The sequence below is a fragment of the Thioalkalivibrio sp. ALE10 genome, assembly GCF_000381385.1.
In the GTDB taxonomy this organism is placed as follows: domain Bacteria; phylum Pseudomonadota; class Gammaproteobacteria; order Ectothiorhodospirales; family Ectothiorhodospiraceae; genus Thioalkalivibrio.
In genome coordinates, this window is sequence record NZ_KB906450.1 from 795,716 (window position 1) to 817,727 (window position 22,012).

A 22,012-nucleotide genomic window follows, 5' to 3' on the forward strand; every position below is an offset into this window, starting at 1 on the left:
CTTCAACCCTTCCCGGAGTGTGAAAATGGAACCCGGTACCGGTCTGCTCACCCTGCGCGACTTCATTCGCTACGGCGCGTCGCAGTTCCGCGCGGCCGGGCTGGCGTTCGGGCACGGCACCGACAATGCCTTCGACGAGGCGGCCTGGCTGACCCTGCACGCGCTGCATCTGCCGCTGGACCTGGAGGCCCACTGGTGGGACAGCCGGCTGACCGAGGCGGAGCGCGAACGGGTCGAGGGCCTGCTGCGCGAGCGCATCCAGTCGCGCAAGCCGGCGGCCTATCTCACGCGCGAGGCGTGGTTCGCCGGGCTGCCCTTCCATGTCGACGAGCGGGTGCTGGTGCCGCGCTCGCCGTTCGCCGAGCTGATCGAGTCGGGGTTCGAGCCGTGGGTGGACCCGGACGGGGTGGAGCGCGTTCTGGATCTGGGCACCGGGGCGGGCTGCATCGGCATCGCCACCGCGCTGGTCTTCCCGCAGGCGCAGGTGGATCTGGCCGACATCTCGCCGGATGCCCTGGCGGTAGCGCGCGACAACGTGGCGCGCTTCGAGCTGGAGGGCCGCGTCCGGCTGGTGCAGAGCGACGTGTTCGAGGGGCTGGGTCCGGAGGATCGCTATGATCTGATCGTGACCAACCCGCCCTACGTGGACGCCCGCGACATGGCCGATCTGCCGGACGAATACCGCCACGAGCCGGAACTGGGCCTGGCGGCCGGGGACGACGGCCTCGACATCGTGCGCCGCATCCTCGCCGGGGCGCGTCGCCACCTGACCGACGACGGCGTGCTGATGGTGGAGGTGGGCAACAGTCAGGAGGCGGTGGAGGATGCCTTCCATGACATCCCGATGGTCTGGCTGGATTTCGAGGCCGGTGGCCACGGGGTGTTCGTGGTGCGGGCGCAGGACCTGCCCCCCGCCTGAGGTCCGCCTTCAGCACTGCTCCCAGGGCAGGCCGTGATAGCGCCAGCCGCCTACGGTGGAGCGGTGGTGCTGCTCGTCCAGCGGGCCTTCGAAGCCCTCCTCGACCGAATACACGTTGTGCATCCCGGCCTGCAGCAGGGCCTCGGCGGCCGCCAGGGTACGCTTGCCGCTGCGGCAGATCAGGTACACCGACGGGGCGTCCTCGGCGGTATCCATGGCCCCGCCCAGCAGCAGCTTGCGCACCTGCGGCACGAAGTCCGGGTTCACCGTCCAGTCCGGTTCGTCGATCCACGGGATGTGCACGGCCCCCACCGGGTGGCCGACGAACAGGAATTCCATGGTCGAGCGAACATCGACCAGCAGATCCCGGGGCCGTTCGCGCAGGCGCTCCCGGACCTCCACCGGGTGGATGCGCGGGACGCCGGCGCCGGTGTCCGGCGAGTGTCCGTGCGGGTCGGAATGTTCGCTCATGCGATGGTCTCCGGTTGCAGGGTTACATGGCGAAGTCGAGTTCTTCCCGGATCGCCTCCATGCCTTCTTCCGCGCAGGCCCGGTCCAGATCGCCACCCGGGGCGCCGGAGACCCCCACCGCACCGAGGACGCGGCCCGCGGCCTCGATGAGGATGGCCCCGTCCAGCATCAGGATCCCGTCCACGTTGTTCATTTCGTGGCGGATGTCTTCCCGGTTGGCGACGAAATCGCCGGAGTCCAGACCCGACATCACCGAGGCGCGGGCCTTGTCACCGGCGATCGAGATGGTCTGCGGCGCGGCGCGGTCATCGCGCATGACCACGCGGTCGTTGCCGCTGCGGTCGACCACCACGGCGCTGACCTGGTGCCCGTCGTCGCGGCAGGACTGCACCGTGGCCATCGCCAGCTCCTGGGCCAGGTCCAGGTTGAGGCTGGGCAGCTCGGTGTAGACATCGGCCGCGGCCGAGCCGCCGAAGCCCAGCATGCCGCTGAGCAGCGTGGCCAGGGCGGTGCGGCGGAGGGATTGCAGGCGGGTCATGGGACTCTCCTTGGGTTGAATGACAGGAGCATAGACGACACGGCGGCGGCGCGGATTCCTCGGCCGACTTTCGTGTCGACGCATGGGTCGACGGATGGCCCGGTTCCCGGGCCGTGGCCGGGGACGGGCGACATCCCCGGCCGCGGGCGGTAGACTGGCGCCATGTCAGGAAACAGCTTCGGACGACTGTTCGTCGTCACTACATTCGGCGAAAGCCATGGACCGGCCCTGGGCGGGGTCGTGGATGGCTGCCCGCCCGGGATCTCGCTCACCGAGGCCGATCTGCAGAAGGATCTGGACCGGCGGCGGCCGGGCCAGTCGCGCCATACCACCCAGCGGCGCGAGCCGGACCGGGTGCGCATCCTGTCCGGGGTGTTCGAGGGCGTGACCACCGGTGCTCCGATCGGATTGCTGATCGAGAATACCGACCAGCGCTCGAAGGACTACGGCGAGATCAAGGACCAGTTCCGGCCGGGGCACGCGGACTACACCTATCACCGCAAGTACGGCATCCGCGACTATCGCGGGGGCGGGCGCAGTTCCGCGCGCGAGACCGCGCTGCGGGTGGCGGCGGGCTCGGTGGCACGGCGCTTCCTCGAGGAGCGCTACGGCATCGCGATCCAGGGCTGGCTGTCGCAGCTGGGGCCACTGGAGCTGGCGGAGAAGGACCTTGCCCGCACCGAAGAGAACCCGTTCTTCTGTCCGGATCCCGAGCGGGTCCCGGAGCTCGAAGAGTTCATGGACCAGCTGCGCAAGTCGGGGGATTCCATCGGGGCGCAGGTGACGGTGGAGGCCCGCGGAGTCCCGGCCGGGTGGGGCGAACCGGTGTTCGACCGCCTGGATGCCGAGCTGGCCCACGCCCTGATGAGCATCAATGCGGTGAAGGGCGTGGAGATCGGCGCCGGTTTTGACAGTGTCGCCCAGCGGGGCACCGAACACCGCGACGAGATCACCCCGGAGGACGGTTTCCTGTCCAACCATGCCGGGGGCGTGCTGGGCGGGATCTCCACCGGCCAGGCGCTGCGCGCGAACCTGGCGCTCAAGCCGACCTCGTCGATTCGCCTGCCGGGTCGCAGCATCGACACCGCCGGCGAGCCGGTGGAGGTGGTGACCAAGGGGCGCCACGACCCCTGCGTGGGCATCCGTGCCGCGCCCATCGCCGAGGCGATGACGGCGCTGGTGCTGGCCGATCATGCCCTGCGTCATCGCGGGCAGAACGCCGACGTGCCCGACCGCGGGCCGCATCCCGGGGGCTCCCCGGGCGCCTGAGCCCGTTGGCCCCGTAGTGGCACCCGGGGGCATTAGCCGGCCCCTTTCGTCCGTTTTCCCGGTCGCCCCGGGCCCGTCACGCGCGGGGCCGGGGTGGCCCGTAACCCGTGGTTCCGGTCGTGACGCCCAATCTGCGCCTGTCCAGCTTCTACTTCTTCTATTTCGCCACCATCGGGGCGTTCATGCCCTACTGGGGGCCGTATCTGTCCGAGCTGGGGTTCTCCGGCTCGCAGATCGGCGAGCTGATGGCGATCGTGCTGGCGACCAAGATCATCGCGCCCAATGTGTGGGGATGGCTGGCCGATCGTACCGGCACCCACATGCCGCTGGTGCGCTCGGGGGCGCTGGCGGGGCTGATCGCCTTCACCGGGGTGCTGCTGTACTCGGGGTACTGGTGGCTGGCGGCGGTGATGGCGGTGTTCAGCTTCTTCTGGAACGCGATCCTGCCGCAGTTCGAGGCCACCACCCTGCGCACCCTGGGGCGCGACAGTCACCGCTATGCGCTGGTGCGGCTGTGGGGGTCGGTGGGCTTCATCGTGGCGGTGGCCTCGCTGGGCTGGCTGTTCGACTACATCGACGTGGCCTGGCTGCCGTGGCTGGTGCTGCTGCTGTTCGTCGGGCTGTATGTCAGCACGCTGCAGGTCCCCGAGCCGCCGCGTGACGAGGTGGCCGAGAACAACGTGCCGTCGATCGGGAGCGTGCTGCGGCGGCCCGAGGTCATCGGGCTGTTCCTGGCCTGTTTCTTCATGCAGGCGAGTCACGGGCCGTACTATGCGTTCTTCACCCTGTACGTGGAGGAGGCCGGTTTCTCCCGCTCCATGGCCGGGCAGCTGTGGGCCCTGGGCGTGCTGGCCGAGGTGTTCCTGTTCCTGATCACGCCGCGGCTGATCCTGCGCTTCGGCGCGTGGTTCCTGGTGACGCTCGCGCTGGTGCTGACCACCCTGCGCTGGTCGCTGCTGGCGGCGGTGCCGGAGTCGCTGCCGATGCTGCTGTTCATCCAGACCCTGCATGCCTTCAGCTACGGGGTGTATCACGCGGCGGCGATCTCGCTGATCCATTATTTCTTCCCCGGCCGGCTGCAGGGGCGCGGGCAGGCGCTTTATTCATCGCTGGCCTTCGGCATCGGGGGTGCGCTGGGCAGTCTGGCCGCCGGCTATCTGTGGGACGGCGTGGGCTCGGCCTCGGTCTACGTGCTGGCCGCGGGGCTGGCGGCAGCCGGGGTGGTGGCCTCGCTGTTCGGTCACTGGCGCCACCGGCGGGTGGTGGCCCGGACCCGGGCGGGCTGACGCATCGGCGGGGCTCGCGTAGGCTTTGTGCAACTGACAGGAGGACGCAACGATCATGATCCGAGTAGCAGTCGCGGGCGCCGCCGGGCGCATGGGGCAGAACCTGGTGCGCGCGGTGGAGGAACACCCGCAGGCGGAACTGGGTGCCGCCAGCGAACGTCCGGGCAGCGAGGCCATCGGCCAGCCGGTGGATGCGGCCGGCCGCGTGCACCTGGTGGAGGATCTGGACACGGTGACCGGAGATTTCGACGTGCTGATCGATTTCACCCGCCCCGAGGCCACCATGGAGCACCTCGAGATCTGCCGCCGGGCGGGCCGCACCCTGGTGGTCGGCACCACCGGCCTGGATGCGACGCAGGAGGCGGCGCTGCGCGAGGCGGCCACGGAGCATACGATCGTGTATGCCCCCAACATGAGCGTGGGGGTCAACCTGACCTTCAAGCTGGTGGAACTGGCGGCGCGCGCGCTGGGTGACAGCACCGACGTGGAGATCCTCGAGGCGCATCACCGGCACAAGGTGGATGCCCCGTCGGGCACCGCGCTGCGTCTGGGGCGCATCGTGGCCGACACCCTGGGGCGCGACCTGGAACAGGACGCGGTGTACGGCCGCGAGGGGCACACCGGTGCGCGCGAGCGCAGCACCATCGGCTTTGCCACGGTGCGCGGCGGCGACATCGTCGGCGAGCATACCGCGCTGTTCGCCGGCGAGGGCGAACGGGTGGAGATTACCCACAAGGCCTCGGATCGCGGGATCTTCGCCGCCGGCGCGGTGCGTGCGGCGGTGTGGGCCAGCGAACGCGGGCCCGGGCTGTTCGACATGCAGGACGTGCTCGGCCTGCGCGAGCTGTAGCCCCGTCCGCGCGGTCCGTGTTGGACGGGGGTTCGGGCCCTCGCGTACACTGATTCCATCCCTTTCGTAGATGCCCTGCCGGAGGTTCGCCCGTGCCCGCGCCCGCCCTGCTCGTCCTTGAAGATGGCACCGTGTTCCATGGCCAGGCGATCGGCGCCCTCGGCCAGACCGTCGGCGAGGTGGTGTTCAACACGGCCATGACCGGCTATCAGGAGATCCTGACGGACCCCTCCTATGCCCGGCAGATGGTGACCCTGACCTATCCGCATATCGGCAACACCGGCACCACCCCGGAAGACGACGAGTCGTCCCGCGCGCAGGCCGCCGGGCTGATCGTGCGCGACGTGCCGCCGCTGGTGTCGAACTTCCGCTCGCGCGAATCGCTGCCGGACTACCTGCTGCGCCACGGGATCGTCGCCATTGCCGGCATCGACACCCGGCGGCTGACCCGTCTGCTGCGCGAGAAGGGCGCGCAGAACGGCTGCATCCAGGCCGGCGAGGTGGACGAGTCGGCGGCCCTGGCCGCCGCCCGCGAGTTTCCCGGCATCAAGGGCATGGATCTGGCCCGCGAGGTCACCACGCGCAAGCGCTACGAGTGGCTGGAGGGCACCTGGCAGCTGGGCGGGGAGCCGCGGCAGCTGAGCCCGGAGGCGGCCGAGTATCACGTGGTGGCCTACGACTTCGGCATGAAGCAGAACATCCTGCGGATGATGGTGGATCGCGGCTGCCGGGTGACCGTGGTGCCGGCGGAGACCCCGGCCGCCGAAGTGCTGGAGCTGGCGCCCGACGGGGTATTCCTGTCCAACGGGCCGGGCGATCCGGAACCCTGTGGCTACGCGATCGAGGCGATCCGTGAATTCTGCGAGCGGCGCCTGCCGCTGTTCGGTATCTGCCTCGGCCATCAGCTGCTGGGCCTGGCCAGCGGCGCGCAGAGCGTGAAGATGAAATTCGGCCACCACGGCGCCAACCACCCGATTCGTCAGGAAGCCAGCGGGCGCGTGATGATCTCGTCGCAGAACCACGGGTTCGCGATCGACGAGGACCGGCTCCCGGAGACCCTGACGCCGACCCACCGCTCGCTGTTCGACGGCACCCTGCAGGGCGTTGCGCGGACGGACTGCCCGGCGTTCAGCCTGCAGGGACACCCGGAGGCGAGCCCGGGGCCGCATGACGTGTCCGCGGCGTTCGACGATTTCGTCGAGATGATGCGCGCCGCCCGCGCCTGAGAACCCCGGCGGCGCGCCCGCGTGCCGTCCGCCGAACCCGAATCCTGACCCGACAGCCAGCGAGAGCGGCCTCATGCCCAAGCGTACCGATATCCAGAGCGTCCTGATCCTCGGGGCCGGCCCGATCGTGATCGGCCAGGCCTGCGAGTTCGACTACTCCGGCGCCCAGGCCTGCAAGGCCCTGCGCGAGGAGGGCTACCGGGTGATCCTGGTGAACTCCAACCCGGCGACCATCATGACCGATCCGGAGATGGCCGATGCGGTCTACATCGAGCCGGTGGAATGGAAGACCGTGGAGAAGATCATCGCCGCCGAGCAGCCGGATGCGCTGCTGCCCACGATGGGCGGGCAGACCGCGCTGAACTGCGCGCTGGATCTCTCGCGCGAAGGGGTGCTGGACAAGCACGGGGTGGAGATGATCGGCGCCAACGAGGCGGCGATCGACATGGCCGAGGACCGCGACCATTTCAAGGCGGCGATGGCCGATATCGGCCTGGACACCCCCACCGCCGAGCTGGCGCATTCCTGGGAAGAGGCGCAGCAGATCCAGCCGCGCATCGGCTTTCCGGTGATCGTCCGGCCCTCGTTCACCCTCGGCGGCTCGGGCGGCGGCATCGCCTACAACCGCGAGGAGTTCGAGTACATCGTCAAGAACGGGCTCGACCTCTCGCCGGTCAACCAGGTGCTGCTGGAGGAGTCCGCGCTGGGCTGGAAGGAGTTCGAGATGGAGGTGGTCCGCGACCAGGCGGACAATGCCATCATCATCTGCTCCATCGAGAACGTCGATCCGATGGGGATCCACACCGGGGACTCGATCACCGTGGCCCCGGCGCAGACCCTGACTGACAAGGAATACCAGATCATGCGCGACGCCTCGCTGGCGGTGCTGCGCAAGATCGGGGTGGAGACCGGCGGCTCCAACGTGCAGTTCGCGATCAACCCTGACAACGGGCGCATGATCGTGATCGAGATGAACCCGCGGGTGTCGCGTTCCTCCGCGCTGGCCTCCAAGGCGACCGGCTTCCCGATCGCCAAGGTCGCGGCCAAGCTGGCGGTGGGCTATACCCTGGACGAGCTGAAGAACGAGATCACCGGCGGCCTGACCCCGGCCTCGTTCGAGCCGTCCATCGACTACGTGGTGACCAAGATCCCGCGTTTCACCTTCGAGAAGTTCCCGCAGGCCGAGGCCAGCCTGACCACGCAGATGAAAGCGGTCGGCGAGGCGATGGCCATCGGCCGGACCTTCCAGGAATCCCTGCAGAAGGCGCTGCGCTCGATGGAGACCGGGATGGACGGCCTGGACGAGCGCATCGATCTCGACGCGCCGGATGTGGTGGAGCGCCTGCGCACCGCACTGGCCAACCCGACGCCCGACCAGCTGCTGTACGTGGCGGATGCCTTCCGTCACGGCTTCAGCGTGCAGGACATCTTCGAGCTGACCGCCATCGATCCCTGGTTCCTGGCGCAGATCCAGGAGCTGGTGGATCTGGAAAAGGCGGTGCGCGACCGCATCCTCGGCGAGATCGATGCCGAGGAGATGTACCGGCTGAAGCAGCGCGGTTTTTCCGACCTGCGCCTGGCCCGGCTGCTGAACGAGACCGAGAAGGCCGTGCGCAAGCACCGTCATCGTCTTGGCGTGCGCCCGGTGTACAAGCGGGTGGACACCTGTGCGGCCGAGTTCGCCACCACCACCGCGTACATGTATTCCTCCTACGAGGAAGAGAACGAGGCGGAGCCGGGCGACCGGCAGAAGATCATGGTGCTGGGTGGCGGGCCCAACCGCATCGGCCAGGGGATCGAGTTCGACTACTGCTGCGTGCATGCGGCACTCGCCATGCGCGAGGACCAGTACGAGACCATCATGGTCAACTGCAACCCGGAGACGGTCTCCACCGACTATGACACCTCCGACCGGCTGTACTTCGAGCCGCTCACGCTGGAGGACGTGCTGGAGGTCGTGGAGACCGAGCGGCCCGCCGGCGTGATCGTGCAGTACGGCGGTCAGACCCCGCTGAAGCTGGCGCGGGACCTGGAGGATGCCGGGGTGCCGATCATTGGTACCAGCCCCGACTCGATCGACCTGGCCGAGGACCGCGAGCGCTTCCAGGCCCTGCTGAACAAGCTGGGGCTCAAGCAGCCGCCGAACCGCACCGCGCGCAGCGAGGAAGAGGCCGAGAAGCTGGCCGACGAGATCGGCTACCCGCTGGTGGTGCGCCCGTCCTACGTGCTCGGAGGCCGCGCGATGGAGATCGTGCGCGACCGCGAGGACCTGCGCGGCTACATGCACAGCGCGGTCTCGGTTTCCAACGAGGCGCCGGTGCTGCTGGACCGTTTCCTCGACGATGCGATCGAGGTCGACATCGACGCCGTCTGCGACGGCCAGGACGTGTTCATCGGCGGGGTGATGGAACACATCGAGCAGGCGGGTGTCCATTCCGGGGACTCCGCCTGCTCGCTGCCGCCGTTCTCGCTGTCGCTGGAGCTGCAGGAGCGCATGGTGGATCAGGTACGCAAGATGGCCGTGGGCCTGCGCGTGGTCGGGCTGATGAATACCCAGTTCGCGATCAAGGGCGACGACATCTACGTGCTGGAGGTCAATCCGCGTGCCTCGCGCACCGTGCCCTACGTGTCCAAGAGCGTCGGCCTGCCGCTGGCCAAGATCGCGGCGCGCTGCATGGCCGGGACCTCGCTGGCCGACCAGGGCGTGGGTGGTGCGGTGTTCCCCGACTACTACTCGGTCAAGGAAGCGGTGTTCCCGTTCGCCAAGTTCCCCGGCGTGGATCCGATCCTCGGGCCGGAGATGAAGTCCACCGGCGAGGTGATGGGGGTGGGCCGCAGCTTCGCCGAGGCCTTCGCCAAGAGTCAGCTGGGCGCGGGCGTGCGGCTCCCCTCCACCGGCAAGGCCTTCGTGTCGGTGCGCGACATCGACAAGCCGGAGGTCATCGGGATCGCGCGTCGGCTGGTGGAGCTGGGTTTCGAGGTGCTGGCGACCCGCGGCACCGCCGGATTGCTGGAAGAGCAGGGCATCGCCGTGACCCGCGTGAACAAGGTCACCGAAGGGCGCCCGCACATCGTCGACATGATCAAGAACGACGAGGTCAGCTTTATCATCAATACCGTGGAAGGCAAGCAGTCGACCGCCGACTCCTACACCATCCGGCGCGAGGCCCTGATGCACAAGGTGGGCTATACCACCACCATCGCCGGGGCCCGGGCCACGGTCCAGGCCCTGGACCATCTGGAGGGCAGCGACGTGTTCCGGCTGCAGTCGCTCCACGAGGAGAACCGAGCAGGAGGGTTGGGTTCATGAAGAAGACACCGCTTACCCTGAATGGCGCCGAGAAGATGAAGGAAGAGCTGCGGCGCCTGAAGGCCGAAGACCGGCCGAAGGTGGTCAACGCGATTGCCGAGGCGCGCGAGCACGGCGATCTGAAGGAAAACGCCGAGTATCATGCGGCGCGCGAGCAGCAGAGCTTCATCGAGGGGCGTATCCGCGAGCTGGAGGCGACCCTGTCGAATGCGGAGATCATCGACGTGACCGCGCTGCCGCAGACCGGCAAGGTGGTGTTCGGCACCACGGTGGTGCTGGAGGCCACCGAGGACGGGCGCGAGGTCACCTACAAGATCGTCGGCGACGACGAGGCCGACATCAAGCAGAACATGATCTCGGTATCCTCGCCGATCGCCCGGGCGCTGATCGGCAAGGAAGAGGGCGACATCGTGACCGTTCAGGCACCCGGAGGCGAGACGGAATACGAGATCCTCGAGGTGCGCTACGTCAACTGACGGGGTCGAGACTGACCTTCGGCGCTTCGGGGTTGCGCCGGAACAGGGTGGCCACATGCCCGATGCGCTGAACCAGCTCCGCGCCGGTGCGCTCGCACATGTCGTGGACGACCTCGGCGCGGGTGTCGCGGTCGCCGATCCCGACCTTCACCTTGACCAGTTCGTGGTGGGCCAGCGCCTGTTCCAGCTCGGCCAGTACGGCCTCGGACAGGCCGTGGCGGCCAAGGGTCACGACGGGCTTGCGCGGGTGGGCCAGGCTGCGCAGATGGCGGCGTTGCGCGTCAGTCAGATTCACGGGAGGCTTGCTTCATTTTGAAACGTTACGAGTGTAGCACGCCGCCGCCGGCACGAAACCGGGGGACGGGTGGTGCCTAAGCGCAGTCGCTCCAGTCAGCGCTGGCTGAAGGAGCATTTCGATGACCCGTACGTGCAGCGCGCGCAGCAGGAGGGGTATCGCGGTCGCGCGGTCTTCAAGCTGGAAGAGCTGGACCAGCGCGACCGTCTCCTGCGGCCCGGGATGCGCGTGGTGGATCTGGGGGCGGCTCCCGGGGGCTGGACCCAGTACGCGGCCGGTCGCATCGGGCGCAAGGGCGTGCTGGTCGCCTCCGACATCCTGCCGATGGACCCGGTCCCCGGCGCGGAGGTCGTGACCGGGGATTTCCGCGAGGACGAAGTGCTGGACCGCATCCTCGAGACCCTGGGCGGCGAGGGTGCGGATCTTGTGCTTTCCGACATGGCCCCCAATCTTACCGGTACGGATGCCGTTGACCAGCCGCGTTCGATCCATCTGTGCGAGCTGGCGCTGGATCTGGCGCTGCGCGTGCTGAAACCGAATGGCGCGTTTCTGGTCAAGCTGTTCCAGGGGGAAGGCTCGGATGCCTACCTTGCGGAGCTGCGCCGGTGTTTCGCACAGGTGAAGGTGCGCAAGCCGAAGGCGTCGCGGCCCCGCTCACGCGAAGTGTATGTATTGGCGCGGAACCCACGGGATGTGTAACGATCCATTAGTATTCACGGATACGCGTTCGGCCCAGCACAGCTTTTGAGGTGTCGTTTTGAATGGCCTGGTAAAGAATCTGATCATCTGGGCGGTGATTGCCGTCGTCCTGATGTCCATCTTCAACAATTTCGCGCCCGATCCCGAGCAGCAGGCGACGCGCAGCATCACCTACTCGGAGTTCATCCAGCAGGTGCAGAGCGGTCGCGTGGACAGCGTCACCATCGAAGGTGACAAGATCACCGGGCAGATGGCCGACGGGGAGCGCTTCTCCACCGTCAACCCGAACGATTCGGGGCTGATCGGCGATCTCCTCAACCATAACGTGGAGATCAACGCCGAGGAGGAGGCCGAGCGCGGCCTGTTGATGAGCATCCTCATCAGCTGGTTCCCGATCCTGCTGCTGATCGCCGTGTGGATCTACTTCATGCGGCAGATGCAGGGCGGCGGTGCCGGCGGCAAGGGCGCGATGTCGTTCGGCAAGTCCAAGGCCAAGCTGATGTCCGAGGACCAGGTGAAGGTGACCTTCTCCGACGTGGCCGGCTGTGACGAGGCCAAGGACGAGGTCGTGGAGCTGGTCGATTTCCTCAAGGACCCGGGCAAGTTCCAGAAGCTCGGCGGGCAGATCCCGCGCGGCGTGCTGATGGTGGGCTCTCCGGGTACCGGGAAGACCCTGCTGGCGAAGGCCATCGCCGGCGAGGCCAAGGTGCCGTTCTACAGCATCTCCGGCTCCGACTTCGTCGAGATGTTCGTGGGTGTGGGCGCCTCGCGCGTGCGCGACATGTTCGCCGAGGCCAAGAAGAACGCCCCGTGCATCATCTTTATCGACGAGCTGGACGCCGTGGGCCGTCAGCGCGGCGGCGGCATGGGCGGCGGCGGCCACGACGAGCGCGAGCAGACTCTCAACCAGCTGCTGGTCGAGATGGACGGCTTCGAGGGCACCGAGGGCGTGATCGTGATCGCCGCGACCAACCGTCCGGACGTGCTGGACCAGGCGCTGCTGCGTCCGGGGCGCTTCGACCGTCAGGTGGTGGTGCCGCCGCCGGACGTGCGCGGTCGCGAGCAGATCCTCAACGTGCACATGAAGAAGACGCCGATCGCGGACGACGTAAACCCGCACAAGATTGCGCGTGGCACGCCGGGCTTCTCCGGTGCGGATCTGGCCAACCTGGTCAACGAGGCGGCGCTGTTTGCTGCGCGTGCCGGCAAGCGCCTGGTGGACATGAGCGACTTCGAACGCGCCAAGGACAAGATCATGATGGGCGCCGAACGCCGCTCCATGGTGATGTCCGAGGACGAGAAGAAGCTGACCGCGTATCACGAGGCGGGGCACGCGATCGTGGGCCTGACCGTCCCCGAGCACGATCCGGTGTACAAGGTCAGCATCATCCCGCGCGGCCGCGCGCTGGGCGTGACCATGTTCCTGCCGGAGGAGGACCGCTACAGCCATTCGCGGACCAAGCTGGAGAGCCAGATCGCCAGCCTGTTCGGCGGACGCCTGGCCGAGGTGATCATCTTCGGCGAGAAATCGGTCACCACGGGGGCATCCAACGACATCGAGAAGGCCTCGCAGATCGCCCGCAACATGGTGACCAAGTGGGGGCTGTCGGAGAAGCTGGGGCCGCTGGACTACGGCGAGGACGAGCAGCAGTCGTTCCTCGGCCCGCAGATGGGCAAGCCCAAGCAGATGTCCGACGAAACCGCCAATGCGATCGACGAGGAGGTGCGCAAGATCATCGATACCCATTACGATCATGCGCGCCAGATCCTGCTCGACAATCTCGACAAGCTGCATGCGATGGCCGGCGCACTGATGAAGTACGAGACCATCGACGACAAGCAGATCGAGGACATCATGGCCGGTCGCGAGCCGCGTGAACCCGCCGACTGGAACGACGGCTCCTCCGGCGGGGGCGATGCCGGCAGCCCGGCGGGTGACGGCGAGGGTGAGGAAGGCGCCGACGACTCGCGGGACAGCGACCGCGGCGTGGTCGGAGGGCCGGCACCTCAGTCCTGACCCGCCCGAGGGCCCGTCGTCGCGTGGCGGCGGGCATGACCGTTGAGCACCCTGGCCGCCGTGACCCCGTCGCGGCGGCCTTTCTGTTGGTGTCTTCCGCCATTCCAGGGACGACTGATGACCGCTACAAATGCAAGCCCCGTGCTGCTGCAGGGACCGGCCGGTCCGCTGCCTCTCGATCGCCCGCGGGTGATGGGCATCCTCAACGTGACGCCGGATTCCTTCTCGGACGGTGGCGCCCATGATCGCGTGGATCGGGCGGTGGCCCGTGCGCGGCAGATGCAGGACGAGGGCGCGGATCTGATCGACGTGGGCGGGGAATCCACCCGCCCGGGGGCCGAACCGGTTTCGCTGGCGGAAGAACGGCGCCGCGTGCTGCCGGTGCTGGAGGCGCTGGGGGCGGAGGTTTCCCTGCCGGTCTCGGTCGATACCATGAAGCCGGAGATCATGCGCGACGCGGTGGCCGCGGGCGCGGCCATGCTCAACGACGTGAATGCCTTCCGCCGTCCGGGCGCCGAGAAGGAGGCGGTGGTGGCCGCCCGGGAGCGCGGCGTGGCCCTGTGCGTGATGCACATGCAGGGTGAGCCGCAGTCGATGCAGCATGCACCGCACTACGAAGACGTCACCGCCGAGGTGCGGGCGTTCCTCGACGCACGCTGCAGTGCACTGCAGGAAGCGGGGGTGCCGCCGGACCGCCTGGTGGTGGATCCGGGCTTCGGTTTCGGCAAGACCCTGGAACACAATCTCGAGCTGTTCCGCCATCTCCCGGACCTGGTCGGTGATGGTCGGCCGGTGCTGGTCGGGGTCTCGCGCAAGTCGATGATCGGGGCCCTGCTGGGACAGCGGCCGGTGACGGAGCGTGGCAGCGGGAGCGTGGCCGCGGCGCTGCTCGCCGCGCAGCAGGGGGCGCGGATCCTGCGTGTGCACGACGTCGCGGCCACGGCGGACGCCCTCGCGATATACTCCGCGCTGGATCCCCGCGGTACTGGCGGGGTCATGTCTTAGGGAGGAACCGCATGGGACGTTATTTCGGGACCGACGGCATCCGCGGGCGAACCGGCGAATGGCCGATGACGCCGGAGTTTGCCCTGCGCCTGGGCTACGCCGTGGGGGAGATCCTGGGCGAGAACGGACATGCCCAGGGGCCGGTGCTGGTCGGCAAGGATACCCGGGTCTCCGGCTACATGTTCGAATCGGCGCTGGAGGCGGGTCTGTCGGCGGCCGGGCTCGACGTGGCCCTGCTGGGCCCGATGCCCACGCCGGCCATCGCCTATCTGACCCGGACCTTCCGTGCGACTGCGGGGGTGGTGATCAGCGCCTCGCACAACCCGTTCAATGACAACGGGTTCAAGTTTTTCACCCCGGAGGGCGACAAGCTGCCCGACGCGGTGGAGGCCGCGATCGAGGCACGCCTCGACGAACCCGCGCAGGCCATCGACGGGCGGCGTCTGGGCAAGGCCGTCCGCATCTCCGACGCGGCCGGGCGCTACGTCGAATTCTGCAAGAGCGCGATCCCCGCGCGATCCGAACTGCGCGGCATGCGCATCGTGCTCGACTGCGCGCACGGGGCGACCTACAACGTCGCGCCGCATGTGTTCGAGGAGCTCGGGGCGGAGGTCGAACTGACCGGTGCCGCGCCCGATGGCTACAACATCAATGAAGGCGTCGGGGCGCTGCACCCCGAGCGCCTGGCCGAACGCGTGCGGGCTGCGGGCGCCGACCTGGGCATTGCCCTGGATGGTGACGGCGACCGCGTGATCCTGGTCGACGCTGCGGGGCAGATCGTGGACGGGGACCGCATCCTCGGGATCCTCGCCCTGGAACGCCTGCGCCAGGGCACGCTGGGCGGGGGTGTCGTCGGCACCCAGATGACCAACCTCGGTCTGGAAAACGCGCTGGCCGAAGCCGGCATCCCGTTCGTGCGCGCGCGGGTCGGGGACCGTTATGTCCTCGAGGAGCTGCGTCGCCACCATTGGCTGCTGGGCGGGGAGGGATCCGGACACATCGTCTGTCTGGACCACACGACCACCGGCGACGGTACCGTAGCCGGTCTGCAGATCGCCCATTTGATGCATCGGACCGGGCGCTCCCTGGCGGACCTGGCCGCGGCGATCCCGCAGTTCCCGCAGGCACTCGTCAACGTGCGTCTGGATGCGGGGGCAGGCGAGCGTCTGGAAGCGCCGCCGGTACGCGCTGCCGTGGCCGAAGTGGAATCGGAGCTGGGCCGCCGCGGGCGTGTGCTGCTGCGACCGTCGGGCACGGAACCCCTGATCCGCGTGATGGTCGAGGCGGAAGACGCGGGCGCCACGCAGGCCGCCGCGGAACGGATTGCGGACGCCATCCGCGCGGTCGCCTGACGCACGCCACCCGGTGCGCATCACGCGGCGCCCGGGTGGTCGGTTGATTTGCCGGGAACGCGCCGGTAACATCCCGCCGCTCAATCATGGAACCCGGGTCACCGCAGGAGGAACCACCGCATGCGCAAGCCGCTGGTCGCCGGAAACTGGAAAATGAACGGCTCCCGCGACGCCAATCGCGAGCTGCTGTCCGCGCTCCGTTCGGAGCTGGACGGACTGACCGGCGTCGAGCTGGCCGTGTGCCCGCCTGCGGTCTACCTGCCCGAAGTGGTCGAGGCCCTGGCCGACAGCCTCATTGAGGTCGGGGGGCAGGACTGCTCCGATCAGGCCTCCGGCGCTTACACCGGCGAGGTCGCCGCGGCCATGCTCAAGGATGTGGGCTGCCGTTACGTGATCGTCGGGCACTCCGAGCGCCGCGAGCGCCAGGCCGAGGACAGCGCCTGGGTCGCGGCCAAGTATCAGGCGGCCCTGGCCGCCGGCGTGACCCCGATCCTGTGCGTGGGCGAGCAGAAGGAAGAGCGCGAAGCCGGCCGCACCGAAGCGGTGGTGGGCGAGCAGCTCGATGCCGTGCTGGACGCCGCCGGGGTCGAATCGCTGGACCGCGCCGTGATCGCCTACGAGCCGGTCTGGGCGATCGGCACCGGCCTGACGGCCACCCCGGAGCAGGCGGCCGAGGTGCATGCGTTCATCCGTAACCGGGTCGCCGGCCGCGATCCGCGCGTGGCTGCCGACCTGCGCATCCTGTATGGCGGGTCGATGAAGGCCGACAACGCCGCCGGGCTGCTGGCGCACGATGACATCGATGGCGGCCTGGTGGGTGGAGCCTCGCTGGATGCCGCGAATTTCGCCGGGATTGCACGGGCCGCGACCGGGGCGGGCGAATGATCTACGGGATCCTCCTGGTCGTTCAGGTGGTGGTGTCGATCTCCATCATCGCGCTGGTGTTGATGCAGCACGGCAAGGGCGCCGATGCCGGGGCTGCATTTGGCAGCGGGGCCTCGGCCACCGTGTTCGGTGCCCAGGGGTCGGCCAACTTCCTGAGCCGCGCCACGGCCTTTCTGGCCGCGGTGTTTTTCATCAACGGGCTGGCGCTGGCCTATATCGCCGCGTCGGAACCCGAGGCGCGCAGCCTGATGGATGAACCGACGCCCGAAGAGGCGGTCGAGGACGATATCCCGATCGGGGATGTCCCGGGCATGGCGCCGGATGATTCCCCTGCCGACGAGCCGGCCGATCCGCCCTCGCGGCCACAGGACGTGCCACAATAGGGCTTCAGTCAGGAATACGCAGATGTGGTGGAATTGGTAGACACGCTATCTTGAGGGGGTAGTGGCGCAAGCCGTGTGGGTTCGAGTCCCACCATCTGCACCATTTTGCAGGGAAGGTTCCGTCCGGAGCACCGGGCGGAACCTTTTTATTGTAAAGCCTTTATAAACAGTAACTTGGCTTTCTATGTGAGCTTGACACCGTTTTCCGGCTTCACCTAGACTGCCTCACCGGTGAGCGCACCGGCCCGATCGCCCGAGGGCCGCGGCCCCGGCGCATTCACCCAGCAACGCTGAACCGCCCATGGTCCGGCCCTCCTGTTCGGCCGACCCGTGGACCTGCCCGCCCGAGGCGGCGTACGGGAGAGAGACATGCTGGAAGGATATCTGCCCATCCTGCTGTTCATTGCAGTAGGCATCGTGATCGGCATCGTGCCGCTGGTGATCGGCATGGCTGTGGGGCCCCGCAAGGCGGATGCCGCCAAGGATTCGCCGTATGAATGCGGCTTCGAGGCGTTCGAGGATTCGCGCCTCAAGTTCGACGTTCGGTTCTATCTGGTCGCCATCCTTTTCATCATCTTCGATCTCGAGATCGCCTTTCTGTTTCCCTGGGCCGTCTCCCTCGATGCCGTAGGCCTGTTCGGGCTTCTTGCGATGGCGCTGTTTCTGCTGATTCTGGTAGTCGGCTTTGTCTACGAATGGAAGAAGGGGGCGCTGGAATGGGAATAGAAGGCGTTCTGGAAAAGGGCTACGTCACCACCTCGGCTGACAAGCTCATCAACTGGGCCCGCACCGGCTCCCTGTGGCCGATGACCTTCGGTCTGGCCTGCTGTGCGGTGGAGATGATGCACACGGGCGCCGCGCGCTACGACATGGACCGGTTCGGGGTGGTGTTCCGCCCGAGTCCGCGCCAGTCCGACGTGATGATCGTGGCGGGGACGCTGGTCAACAAGATGGCACCGGCGCTGCGCAAGGTGTACGACCAGATGTCCGAACCGCGCTGGGTGATCTCCATGGGCTCCTGTGCCAACGGCGGTGGCTACTACCACTATTCGTATGCCGTGGTTCGGGGTTGCGACCGCATCGTGCCGGTGGATATCTACGTGCCCGGCTGTCCGCCGACGGCCGAGGCACTGCTTTACGGCATCATTCAGCTTCAGAACAAGATCCGGCGCACGAACACGATCGCGCGCTGAGCGACCCGGGGTGGCAGATGGCTGAACAACAGACCTGGATTGACGTACTGCGCGCGAAGCTGGGCGAACGCCTGGACGGAGTGCGGGTGGTCAACGGCGAGGCAACCATTGAAGTACCGGTGGACGCCTGGCGCGAGATCGCCGAGACCCTGCGCGACGACGAGGATTTCGGATTCGACATCCTGATCGACCTGTGCGGCGTGGACTATCTCGAGTACGGCCAGACCGAATGGGCTACCGATGATGCCTCCAGTGAGGGCTTCAGTCGTGGCGTCCAGCCCGCCACCTCCGGCCGGTTCACGTTCGATGATGCGCCCGGTGAGTCGCGCTGGGACGGGCCGCGTTTCGCCGTGGTGGTCCATCTGCTGTCGGTGCAGAACAATCGTCGCCTGCGCATGCGTGCCTGGCTGCCGGATGACGAATTCCCGGAGCTGGAGTCGCTGGTGGATGTCTGGGCGTCGGCCAACTGGTTCGAACGCGAGGCCTTCGATCTGTTCGGGATCCTGTTCTCGGGGCATCCGGACCTGCGTCGTATCCTGACCGACTACGGTTTTGTCGGCCATCCGTTCCGCAAGGACTTCCCTCTGATCGGGCACGTAGAGATGCGCTACGACACCGAGCAGGCTCGCGTGGTGTACCAGCCGGTGACTATCGAGCCGCGCGTGCTGGTGCCGAAGGTGATCCGCGACGACCATCGCTACACCGATGGCGACGCGCCGGCGGAAGGAGCCGATCATGCCTGAGATTCGCAATTTCACCCTGAACTTCGGCCCCCAGCATCCGTCCGCGCACGGGGTGCTGCGGCTGGTGCTGGAGATGGACGGCGAGGTGGTGCAGCGCGCCGATCCGCATATCGGTCTGCTGCATCGGGGGACCGAGAAGCTCGCCGAGAGCAAGCCGTACAACCAGTCGATCGGCTACATGGATCGTCTGGACTACGTGTCCATGATGTGCAACGAGCACGGTTACGTGCTCGCCATGGAGCGTCTGCTCGGGATCGAGGCGCCGCTGCGGGCGCAGTACATCCGGGTGATGTTCGACGAGATCACCCGAATCCTGAATCACCTGATGTGGCTGGGCGCGCACGCCCTGGACATTGGCGCGATGACGGTGTTCCTGTACGCGTTCCGCGAGCGCGAGGACCTGATGGACTGCTACGAGGCGGTCTCCGGCGCGCGCATGCACGCCACTTACTATCGGCCCGGCGGGGTTGCCCGCGACCTGCCCGGCACTATGCCGAAATACCAGCCCTCGGCCTGGAAGTCGCAGGAAACGGTCGACGAGCTGAATGCCAATCGGCAGGGCTCGCTGCTGGACTTCATCGAGTCGTTCACCGAACGGTTCCCCGGGTGCGTGGACGAATACGAGACCCTGCTGACCGACAACCGTATCTGGAAACAGCGTACGGTCGGTATCGGCGTGGTGGATGCCGACCGGGCGAAGCAGCTCGGATTCACCGGACCGATGCTGCGCGGATCCGGGGTGGAATGGGATCTGCGCAAGAAGCAGCCCTACGAGGTCTATGACCAGCTGGATTTCGACATCCCGGTCGGCGTCAACGGTGACTGCTACGACCGTTACCTGGTACGCATGGAAGAAATGCGCCAGTCCAACCGCATCATTCGGCAGTGCGTCGACTGGTTGCGCAGGAATCCCGGTCCGGTGCTGCTGGAGGATCACAAGATCACGCCGCCCAAGCGCGAAGAGATGAAGGCGGACATGGAATCGCTGATCCATCACTTCAAGCTGTTTACCGAAGGGATGTGCCTGCCGGAGGGCGAGGCCTACGCCGGCATCGAGCATCCCAAGGGCGAGTTCGGCTGCTATCTGGTGTCGGATGGCGCCAACAAACCGTATCGTCTCAAGGTGCGCCCGCCGGGCTTTGTTCACCTTTCCGCCCTGGACGAAATGGCGCGCGGCCACATGCTGGCCGACGTCGTGGCCATTATCGGAACCCAGGATATTGTCTTCGGGGAGATTGATCGCTGATGGCTGCCGAACCCAAACCCGTTGCCTTTCACAAGCCGGCCGAGCACAAGGTCGATCTGAGCGACCACGAGCGCGAAGAGATCGATCACTGGCTGGCCCGGTATCCCGAGGACCAGAAACGCTCGGCGGTACTCGCCGCGCTGCGGGTGGTCCAGCACGAGGACGGCTATGTCTCCACCTCGAAGATGGACGCGGTTGCCGACTACCTGGGGCTGCCGGCCATCGCCGTCTACGAGGTGGGTTCGTTCTATTCGATGTTCGAACTCGAGCCGGTGGGCAAGCACACCATTGCGGTGTGCAACAACATCTCCTGCAGTCTGCGCGGCTCGGCCGGGATTATCGAACATCTGGAGAACCGGCTCGGTATCACCCTGGGCGAAACCACGCCCGACGGGAAGTTCTACCTGAAGAAGGAAGAAGAATGCCTCGCCGCGTGTTGCGGGGCGCCGATGATGCAGGTGAACCACGTCTATTACGAGAATCTGACGCCGGAGCGCGTGGACGAGATTCTCGACGGCCTGGAGTCCTGAAGCGATGGCCAACCAGATCTGTTTTGCGACCCGCTACCTGGACAACCCGTCGTCGCTCGAGACCTATCGCAGCGTCGGCGGTTACCAGGCGCTGGAAAAGGTGTTCGGCGGCAAGATGGCCGCGGAAGACGTGATCGAGGAGGTCAAGACCTCCAACCTCCGCGGGCGCGGTGGCGCGGGGTTCCCGACCGGGATGAAATGGTCGTTCATGCCGCGCAATTCCCCGGGCCAGAAATACATTGTCTGCAACTCGGATGAATCGGAGCCCGGTACCTGCAAGGATCGCGAGATCCTGATGTACAACCCGCATGCGCTGATCGAGGGGATGGCGATCGCCGGTTACGCGATCGGCGCAACCGTGGGATACAACTACATGCGCGGCGAGTTCATGGACGAGGTCAATACGCGCTTCGAGGCCGCCCTGAAGGAGGCCTACGAGGCCGGCTACCTCGGGCGTGACATCCTTGGCTCGGGTGTGGACTTCGATCTGTATCCGACGCTGGGCGCGGGCGCCTATATCTGCGGCGAGGAAACCGCGCTGCTGGAGTCGCTCGAGGGCAAGAAGGGGCAGCCGCGCTTCAAACCGCCATTCCCCGCGAATTTCGGGGTCTACGGGAAGCCGACGACGGTCAACAATACCGAGTCGCTCGCCTCCATCCCGTCGATCATTCGTAATGGCGGCCAGTGGTTCGCGGACCTGGGCGTGCCCAAATCGGGCGGCGAGAAACTGTTCTCGGTGTCCGGACACGTCAACAAACCCGGCAACTTCGAAGTGCCCCTGGGTATGCCGTTTCGCGAGCTGCTGGAGATGGCCGGTGGCGTGCTCGATGGCCGCCAGCTCAAGGCGGTGATCCCGGGCGGCTCGTCCGTGCCGGTGGTGCCGGGCGACACGATGCTGCAGACCAACATGGACTACGACTCCATTACCCAGGCCGGATCCATGCTCGGCTCCGGTGCGGTGATCGTGATGGACGAGACCACCGACATGGTGAAGGCGCTGCAGACCATCGCGCGCTTCTACTATTCCGAATCCTGCGGTCAGTGCACGCCGTGCCGCGAAGGCACCGGCTGGCTGTACCGCATGCTGACCCGCATCGTCGAAGGGAAGGGTCGTCCCGAGGACCTGGAACGCCTGGACGACGTCGCGAGCAAGATCGAAGGGCACACCATCTGCGCCCTTGGGGATGCCGCCGCGATGCCGGTGCGCAGTTTCGTGAAGCATTTCCGTCACGAATTCGAACACTACATCCAGCACGGCCGGAGCCCGGTGGCCAGCGCCGCCTGATCGCCCCGTCGCGCACACGCAGCAGGAATCGAAC

22 protein-coding genes and 1 tRNA gene are annotated in these 22,012 nt (G+C 67.1%); 20 read left to right on the top strand and 3 right to left on the bottom strand.

The annotated features are described in order from the left end of the window. Positions 1-25 precede the first annotated feature (25 nt). Positions 26-919, top strand: coding sequence for a 50S ribosomal protein L3 N(5)-glutamine methyltransferase (gene prmB, locus F788_RS0103960; protein WP_018869979.1), 894 nt, complete (start codon positions 26-28; stop codon positions 917-919). A gap of 9 nt (positions 920-928) precedes the next feature. Here the strand turns inward: prmB and F788_RS0103965 are convergent, their stop codons facing one another. Further along, positions 929-1,390 carry a rhodanese-like domain-containing protein gene (locus tag F788_RS0103965; RefSeq protein ID WP_019021205.1) on the bottom strand — a complete coding sequence of 154 codons (462 nt, stop codon included), beginning with the start codon at positions 1,388-1,390 and terminating at the stop codon, positions 929-931. Positions 1,391-1,412: 22 nt separating this feature from the next. Next, positions 1,413-1,928, bottom strand: coding sequence for a heme-binding protein (locus tag F788_RS0103970; RefSeq protein ID WP_019569091.1), 516 nt, complete (start codon positions 1,926-1,928; stop codon positions 1,413-1,415). Between the two features lie 162 nt (positions 1,929-2,090). Here F788_RS0103970 and aroC point away from each other — a divergent pair, with 162 nt between their 5' ends. The 6 genes from aroC (at position 2,091) to greA (ending at position 10,345) form a co-directional block, all read left to right on the top strand. Then, positions 2,091-3,197: a chorismate synthase gene (gene aroC / locus F788_RS0103975; RefSeq protein ID WP_026332696.1), complete on the top strand. Its 1,107-nt coding sequence runs from the start codon at positions 2,091-2,093 to the stop codon at positions 3,195-3,197. Between the two features lie 119 nt (positions 3,198-3,316). Next, a complete protein-coding gene (locus F788_RS0103980) occupies positions 3,317-4,483 on the top strand; it encodes an MFS transporter (RefSeq protein WP_026332697.1) in 1,167 nt (388 codons plus the stop codon). Positions 4,484-4,538: 55 nt separating this feature from the next. Further along, positions 4,539-5,333 carry a 4-hydroxy-tetrahydrodipicolinate reductase gene (gene dapB / locus F788_RS0103985; protein WP_026332698.1) on the top strand — a complete coding sequence of 265 codons (795 nt, stop codon included), beginning with the start codon at positions 4,539-4,541 and terminating at the stop codon, positions 5,331-5,333. A gap of 92 nt (positions 5,334-5,425) precedes the next feature. Then, the gene (gene carA, locus F788_RS0103990) at positions 5,426-6,559 is read left to right on the top strand and encodes a glutamine-hydrolyzing carbamoyl-phosphate synthase small subunit (RefSeq protein ID WP_019589317.1); all 1,134 of its coding nucleotides are present in this window, start codon (positions 5,426-5,428) and stop codon (positions 6,557-6,559) included. Between the two features lie 73 nt (positions 6,560-6,632). Further along, positions 6,633-9,869 (top strand): carbamoyl-phosphate synthase large subunit, encoded by a 3,237-nt coding sequence (gene carB, locus F788_RS0103995; RefSeq protein WP_019589318.1) that lies wholly within the window; start codon positions 6,633-6,635, stop codon positions 9,867-9,869. After that, positions 9,866-10,345 (top strand): transcription elongation factor GreA, encoded by a 480-nt coding sequence (gene greA, locus F788_RS0104000; RefSeq protein ID WP_018869971.1) that lies wholly within the window; start codon positions 9,866-9,868, stop codon positions 10,343-10,345. The genes carB and greA overlap by 4 nt, the downstream gene beginning before the upstream one ends. Here greA and yhbY read toward each other — a convergent pair. Next, positions 10,338-10,640: a ribosome assembly RNA-binding protein YhbY gene (gene yhbY / locus F788_RS0104005; protein WP_019589319.1), complete on the bottom strand. Its 303-nt coding sequence runs from the start codon at positions 10,638-10,640 to the stop codon at positions 10,338-10,340. The genes greA and yhbY overlap by 8 nt on opposite strands. A gap of 72 nt (positions 10,641-10,712) precedes the next feature. Between yhbY and rlmE the strand changes: the two genes are divergently transcribed. The 13 genes from rlmE to nuoF all read left to right on the top strand — a co-directional run bounded on the left by rlmE (position 10,713) and on the right by nuoF (position 21,978). Then, on the top strand, positions 10,713-11,339 hold the full coding sequence (rlmE, locus tag F788_RS0104010; RefSeq protein ID WP_018869969.1) for a 23S rRNA (uridine(2552)-2'-O)-methyltransferase RlmE: 627 nt from the start codon (positions 10,713-10,715) through the stop codon (positions 11,337-11,339). 58 nt (positions 11,340-11,397) lie between these two features. After that, positions 11,398-13,356 (top strand): ATP-dependent zinc metalloprotease FtsH, encoded by a 1,959-nt coding sequence (gene ftsH / locus F788_RS0104015; protein WP_019021200.1) that lies wholly within the window; start codon positions 11,398-11,400, stop codon positions 13,354-13,356. Between the two features lie 117 nt (positions 13,357-13,473). Then, a complete protein-coding gene (gene folP / locus F788_RS0104020) occupies positions 13,474-14,361 on the top strand; it encodes a dihydropteroate synthase (RefSeq protein WP_051080605.1) in 888 nt (295 codons plus the stop codon). Positions 14,362-14,372: 11 nt separating this feature from the next. Continuing rightward, positions 14,373-15,713 carry a phosphoglucosamine mutase gene (gene glmM, locus F788_RS0104025; protein WP_019569086.1) on the top strand — a complete coding sequence of 447 codons (1,341 nt, stop codon included), beginning with the start codon at positions 14,373-14,375 and terminating at the stop codon, positions 15,711-15,713. Positions 15,714-15,833: 120 nt separating this feature from the next. Continuing rightward, positions 15,834-16,598 (top strand): triose-phosphate isomerase, encoded by a 765-nt coding sequence (tpiA, locus tag F788_RS0104030; RefSeq protein WP_019589322.1) that lies wholly within the window; start codon positions 15,834-15,836, stop codon positions 16,596-16,598. Further along, complete coding sequence (secG, locus tag F788_RS0104035) at positions 16,595-16,981, top strand: preprotein translocase subunit SecG (RefSeq protein ID WP_018946359.1); 387 nt, start codon at positions 16,595-16,597, stop codon at positions 16,979-16,981. The genes tpiA and secG overlap by 4 nt, the downstream gene beginning before the upstream one ends. An 18-nt stretch (positions 16,982-16,999) precedes the next feature. Then, positions 17,000-17,084 (top strand) — tRNA-Leu (locus F788_RS0104040). Positions 17,085-17,350: 266 nt separating this feature from the next. Next, positions 17,351-17,707, top strand: coding sequence for an NADH-quinone oxidoreductase subunit A (locus tag F788_RS0104045; RefSeq protein ID WP_018869963.1), 357 nt, complete (start codon positions 17,351-17,353; stop codon positions 17,705-17,707). After that, positions 17,698-18,174, top strand: a complete 477-nt coding sequence (locus F788_RS0104050) for an NADH-quinone oxidoreductase subunit B family protein (RefSeq protein ID WP_018869962.1) — start codon at positions 17,698-17,700, stop codon at positions 18,172-18,174. The genes F788_RS0104045 and F788_RS0104050 overlap by 10 nt, the downstream gene beginning before the upstream one ends. Before the next feature lie 17 nt (positions 18,175-18,191). Continuing rightward, positions 18,192-18,917 carry an NADH-quinone oxidoreductase subunit C gene (locus F788_RS0104055; protein ID WP_019021196.1) on the top strand — a complete coding sequence of 242 codons (726 nt, stop codon included), beginning with the start codon at positions 18,192-18,194 and terminating at the stop codon, positions 18,915-18,917. Continuing rightward, a complete protein-coding gene (locus F788_RS0104060) occupies positions 18,910-20,163 on the top strand; it encodes an NADH-quinone oxidoreductase subunit D (RefSeq protein ID WP_018946357.1) in 1,254 nt (417 codons plus the stop codon). The genes F788_RS0104055 and F788_RS0104060 overlap by 8 nt, the downstream gene beginning before the upstream one ends. Continuing rightward, positions 20,163-20,693: an NAD(P)H-dependent oxidoreductase subunit E gene (gene nuoE / locus F788_RS0104065; RefSeq protein WP_019589323.1), complete on the top strand. Its 531-nt coding sequence runs from the start codon at positions 20,163-20,165 to the stop codon at positions 20,691-20,693. Before F788_RS0104060 ends, nuoE begins: the two co-directional genes overlap by 1 nt. A gap of 4 nt (positions 20,694-20,697) precedes the next feature. Further along, positions 20,698-21,978, top strand: coding sequence for an NADH-quinone oxidoreductase subunit NuoF (gene nuoF / locus F788_RS0104070; protein ID WP_019021193.1), 1,281 nt, complete (start codon positions 20,698-20,700; stop codon positions 21,976-21,978). Positions 21,979-22,012: the final 34 nt, after the last annotated feature.

Coding starts and splice junctions, on each gene's coding strand:
- nuoF (WP_019021193.1), top strand. CDS start 20,698: ATGGCCAACCAGATCTGTTTTGCGACCCGCTACCTGGACAACCCGTCG.
- tpiA (WP_019589322.1), top strand. CDS start 15,834: ATGCGCAAGCCGCTGGTCGCCGGAAACTGGAAAATGAACGGCTCCCGC.
- folP (WP_051080605.1), top strand. CDS start 13,474: ATGACCGCTACAAATGCAAGCCCCGTGCTGCTGCAGGGACCGGCCGGT.
- F788_RS0103965 (WP_019021205.1), bottom strand. CDS start 1,390: ATGAGCGAACATTCCGACCCGCACGGACACTCGCCGGACACCGGCGCC.
- F788_RS0104060 (WP_018946357.1), top strand. CDS start 18,910: ATGCCTGAGATTCGCAATTTCACCCTGAACTTCGGCCCCCAGCATCCG.
- secG (WP_018946359.1), top strand. CDS start 16,595: ATGATCTACGGGATCCTCCTGGTCGTTCAGGTGGTGGTGTCGATCTCC.
- prmB (WP_018869979.1), top strand. CDS start 26: ATGGAACCCGGTACCGGTCTGCTCACCCTGCGCGACTTCATTCGCTAC.
- F788_RS0104055 (WP_019021196.1), top strand. CDS start 18,192: ATGGCTGAACAACAGACCTGGATTGACGTACTGCGCGCGAAGCTGGGC.
- greA (WP_018869971.1), top strand. CDS start 9,866: ATGAAGAAGACACCGCTTACCCTGAATGGCGCCGAGAAGATGAAGGAA.
- glmM (WP_019569086.1), top strand. CDS start 14,373: ATGGGACGTTATTTCGGGACCGACGGCATCCGCGGGCGAACCGGCGAA.
- F788_RS0103970 (WP_019569091.1), bottom strand. CDS start 1,928: ATGACCCGCCTGCAATCCCTCCGCCGCACCGCCCTGGCCACGCTGCTC.
- aroC (WP_026332696.1), top strand. CDS start 2,091: ATGTCAGGAAACAGCTTCGGACGACTGTTCGTCGTCACTACATTCGGC.
- F788_RS0104050 (WP_018869962.1), top strand. CDS start 17,698: ATGGGAATAGAAGGCGTTCTGGAAAAGGGCTACGTCACCACCTCGGCT.
- F788_RS0104045 (WP_018869963.1), top strand. CDS start 17,351: ATGCTGGAAGGATATCTGCCCATCCTGCTGTTCATTGCAGTAGGCATC.
- carB (WP_019589318.1), top strand. CDS start 6,633: ATGCCCAAGCGTACCGATATCCAGAGCGTCCTGATCCTCGGGGCCGGC.
- nuoE (WP_019589323.1), top strand. CDS start 20,163: ATGGCTGCCGAACCCAAACCCGTTGCCTTTCACAAGCCGGCCGAGCAC.
- dapB (WP_026332698.1), top strand. CDS start 4,539: ATGATCCGAGTAGCAGTCGCGGGCGCCGCCGGGCGCATGGGGCAGAAC.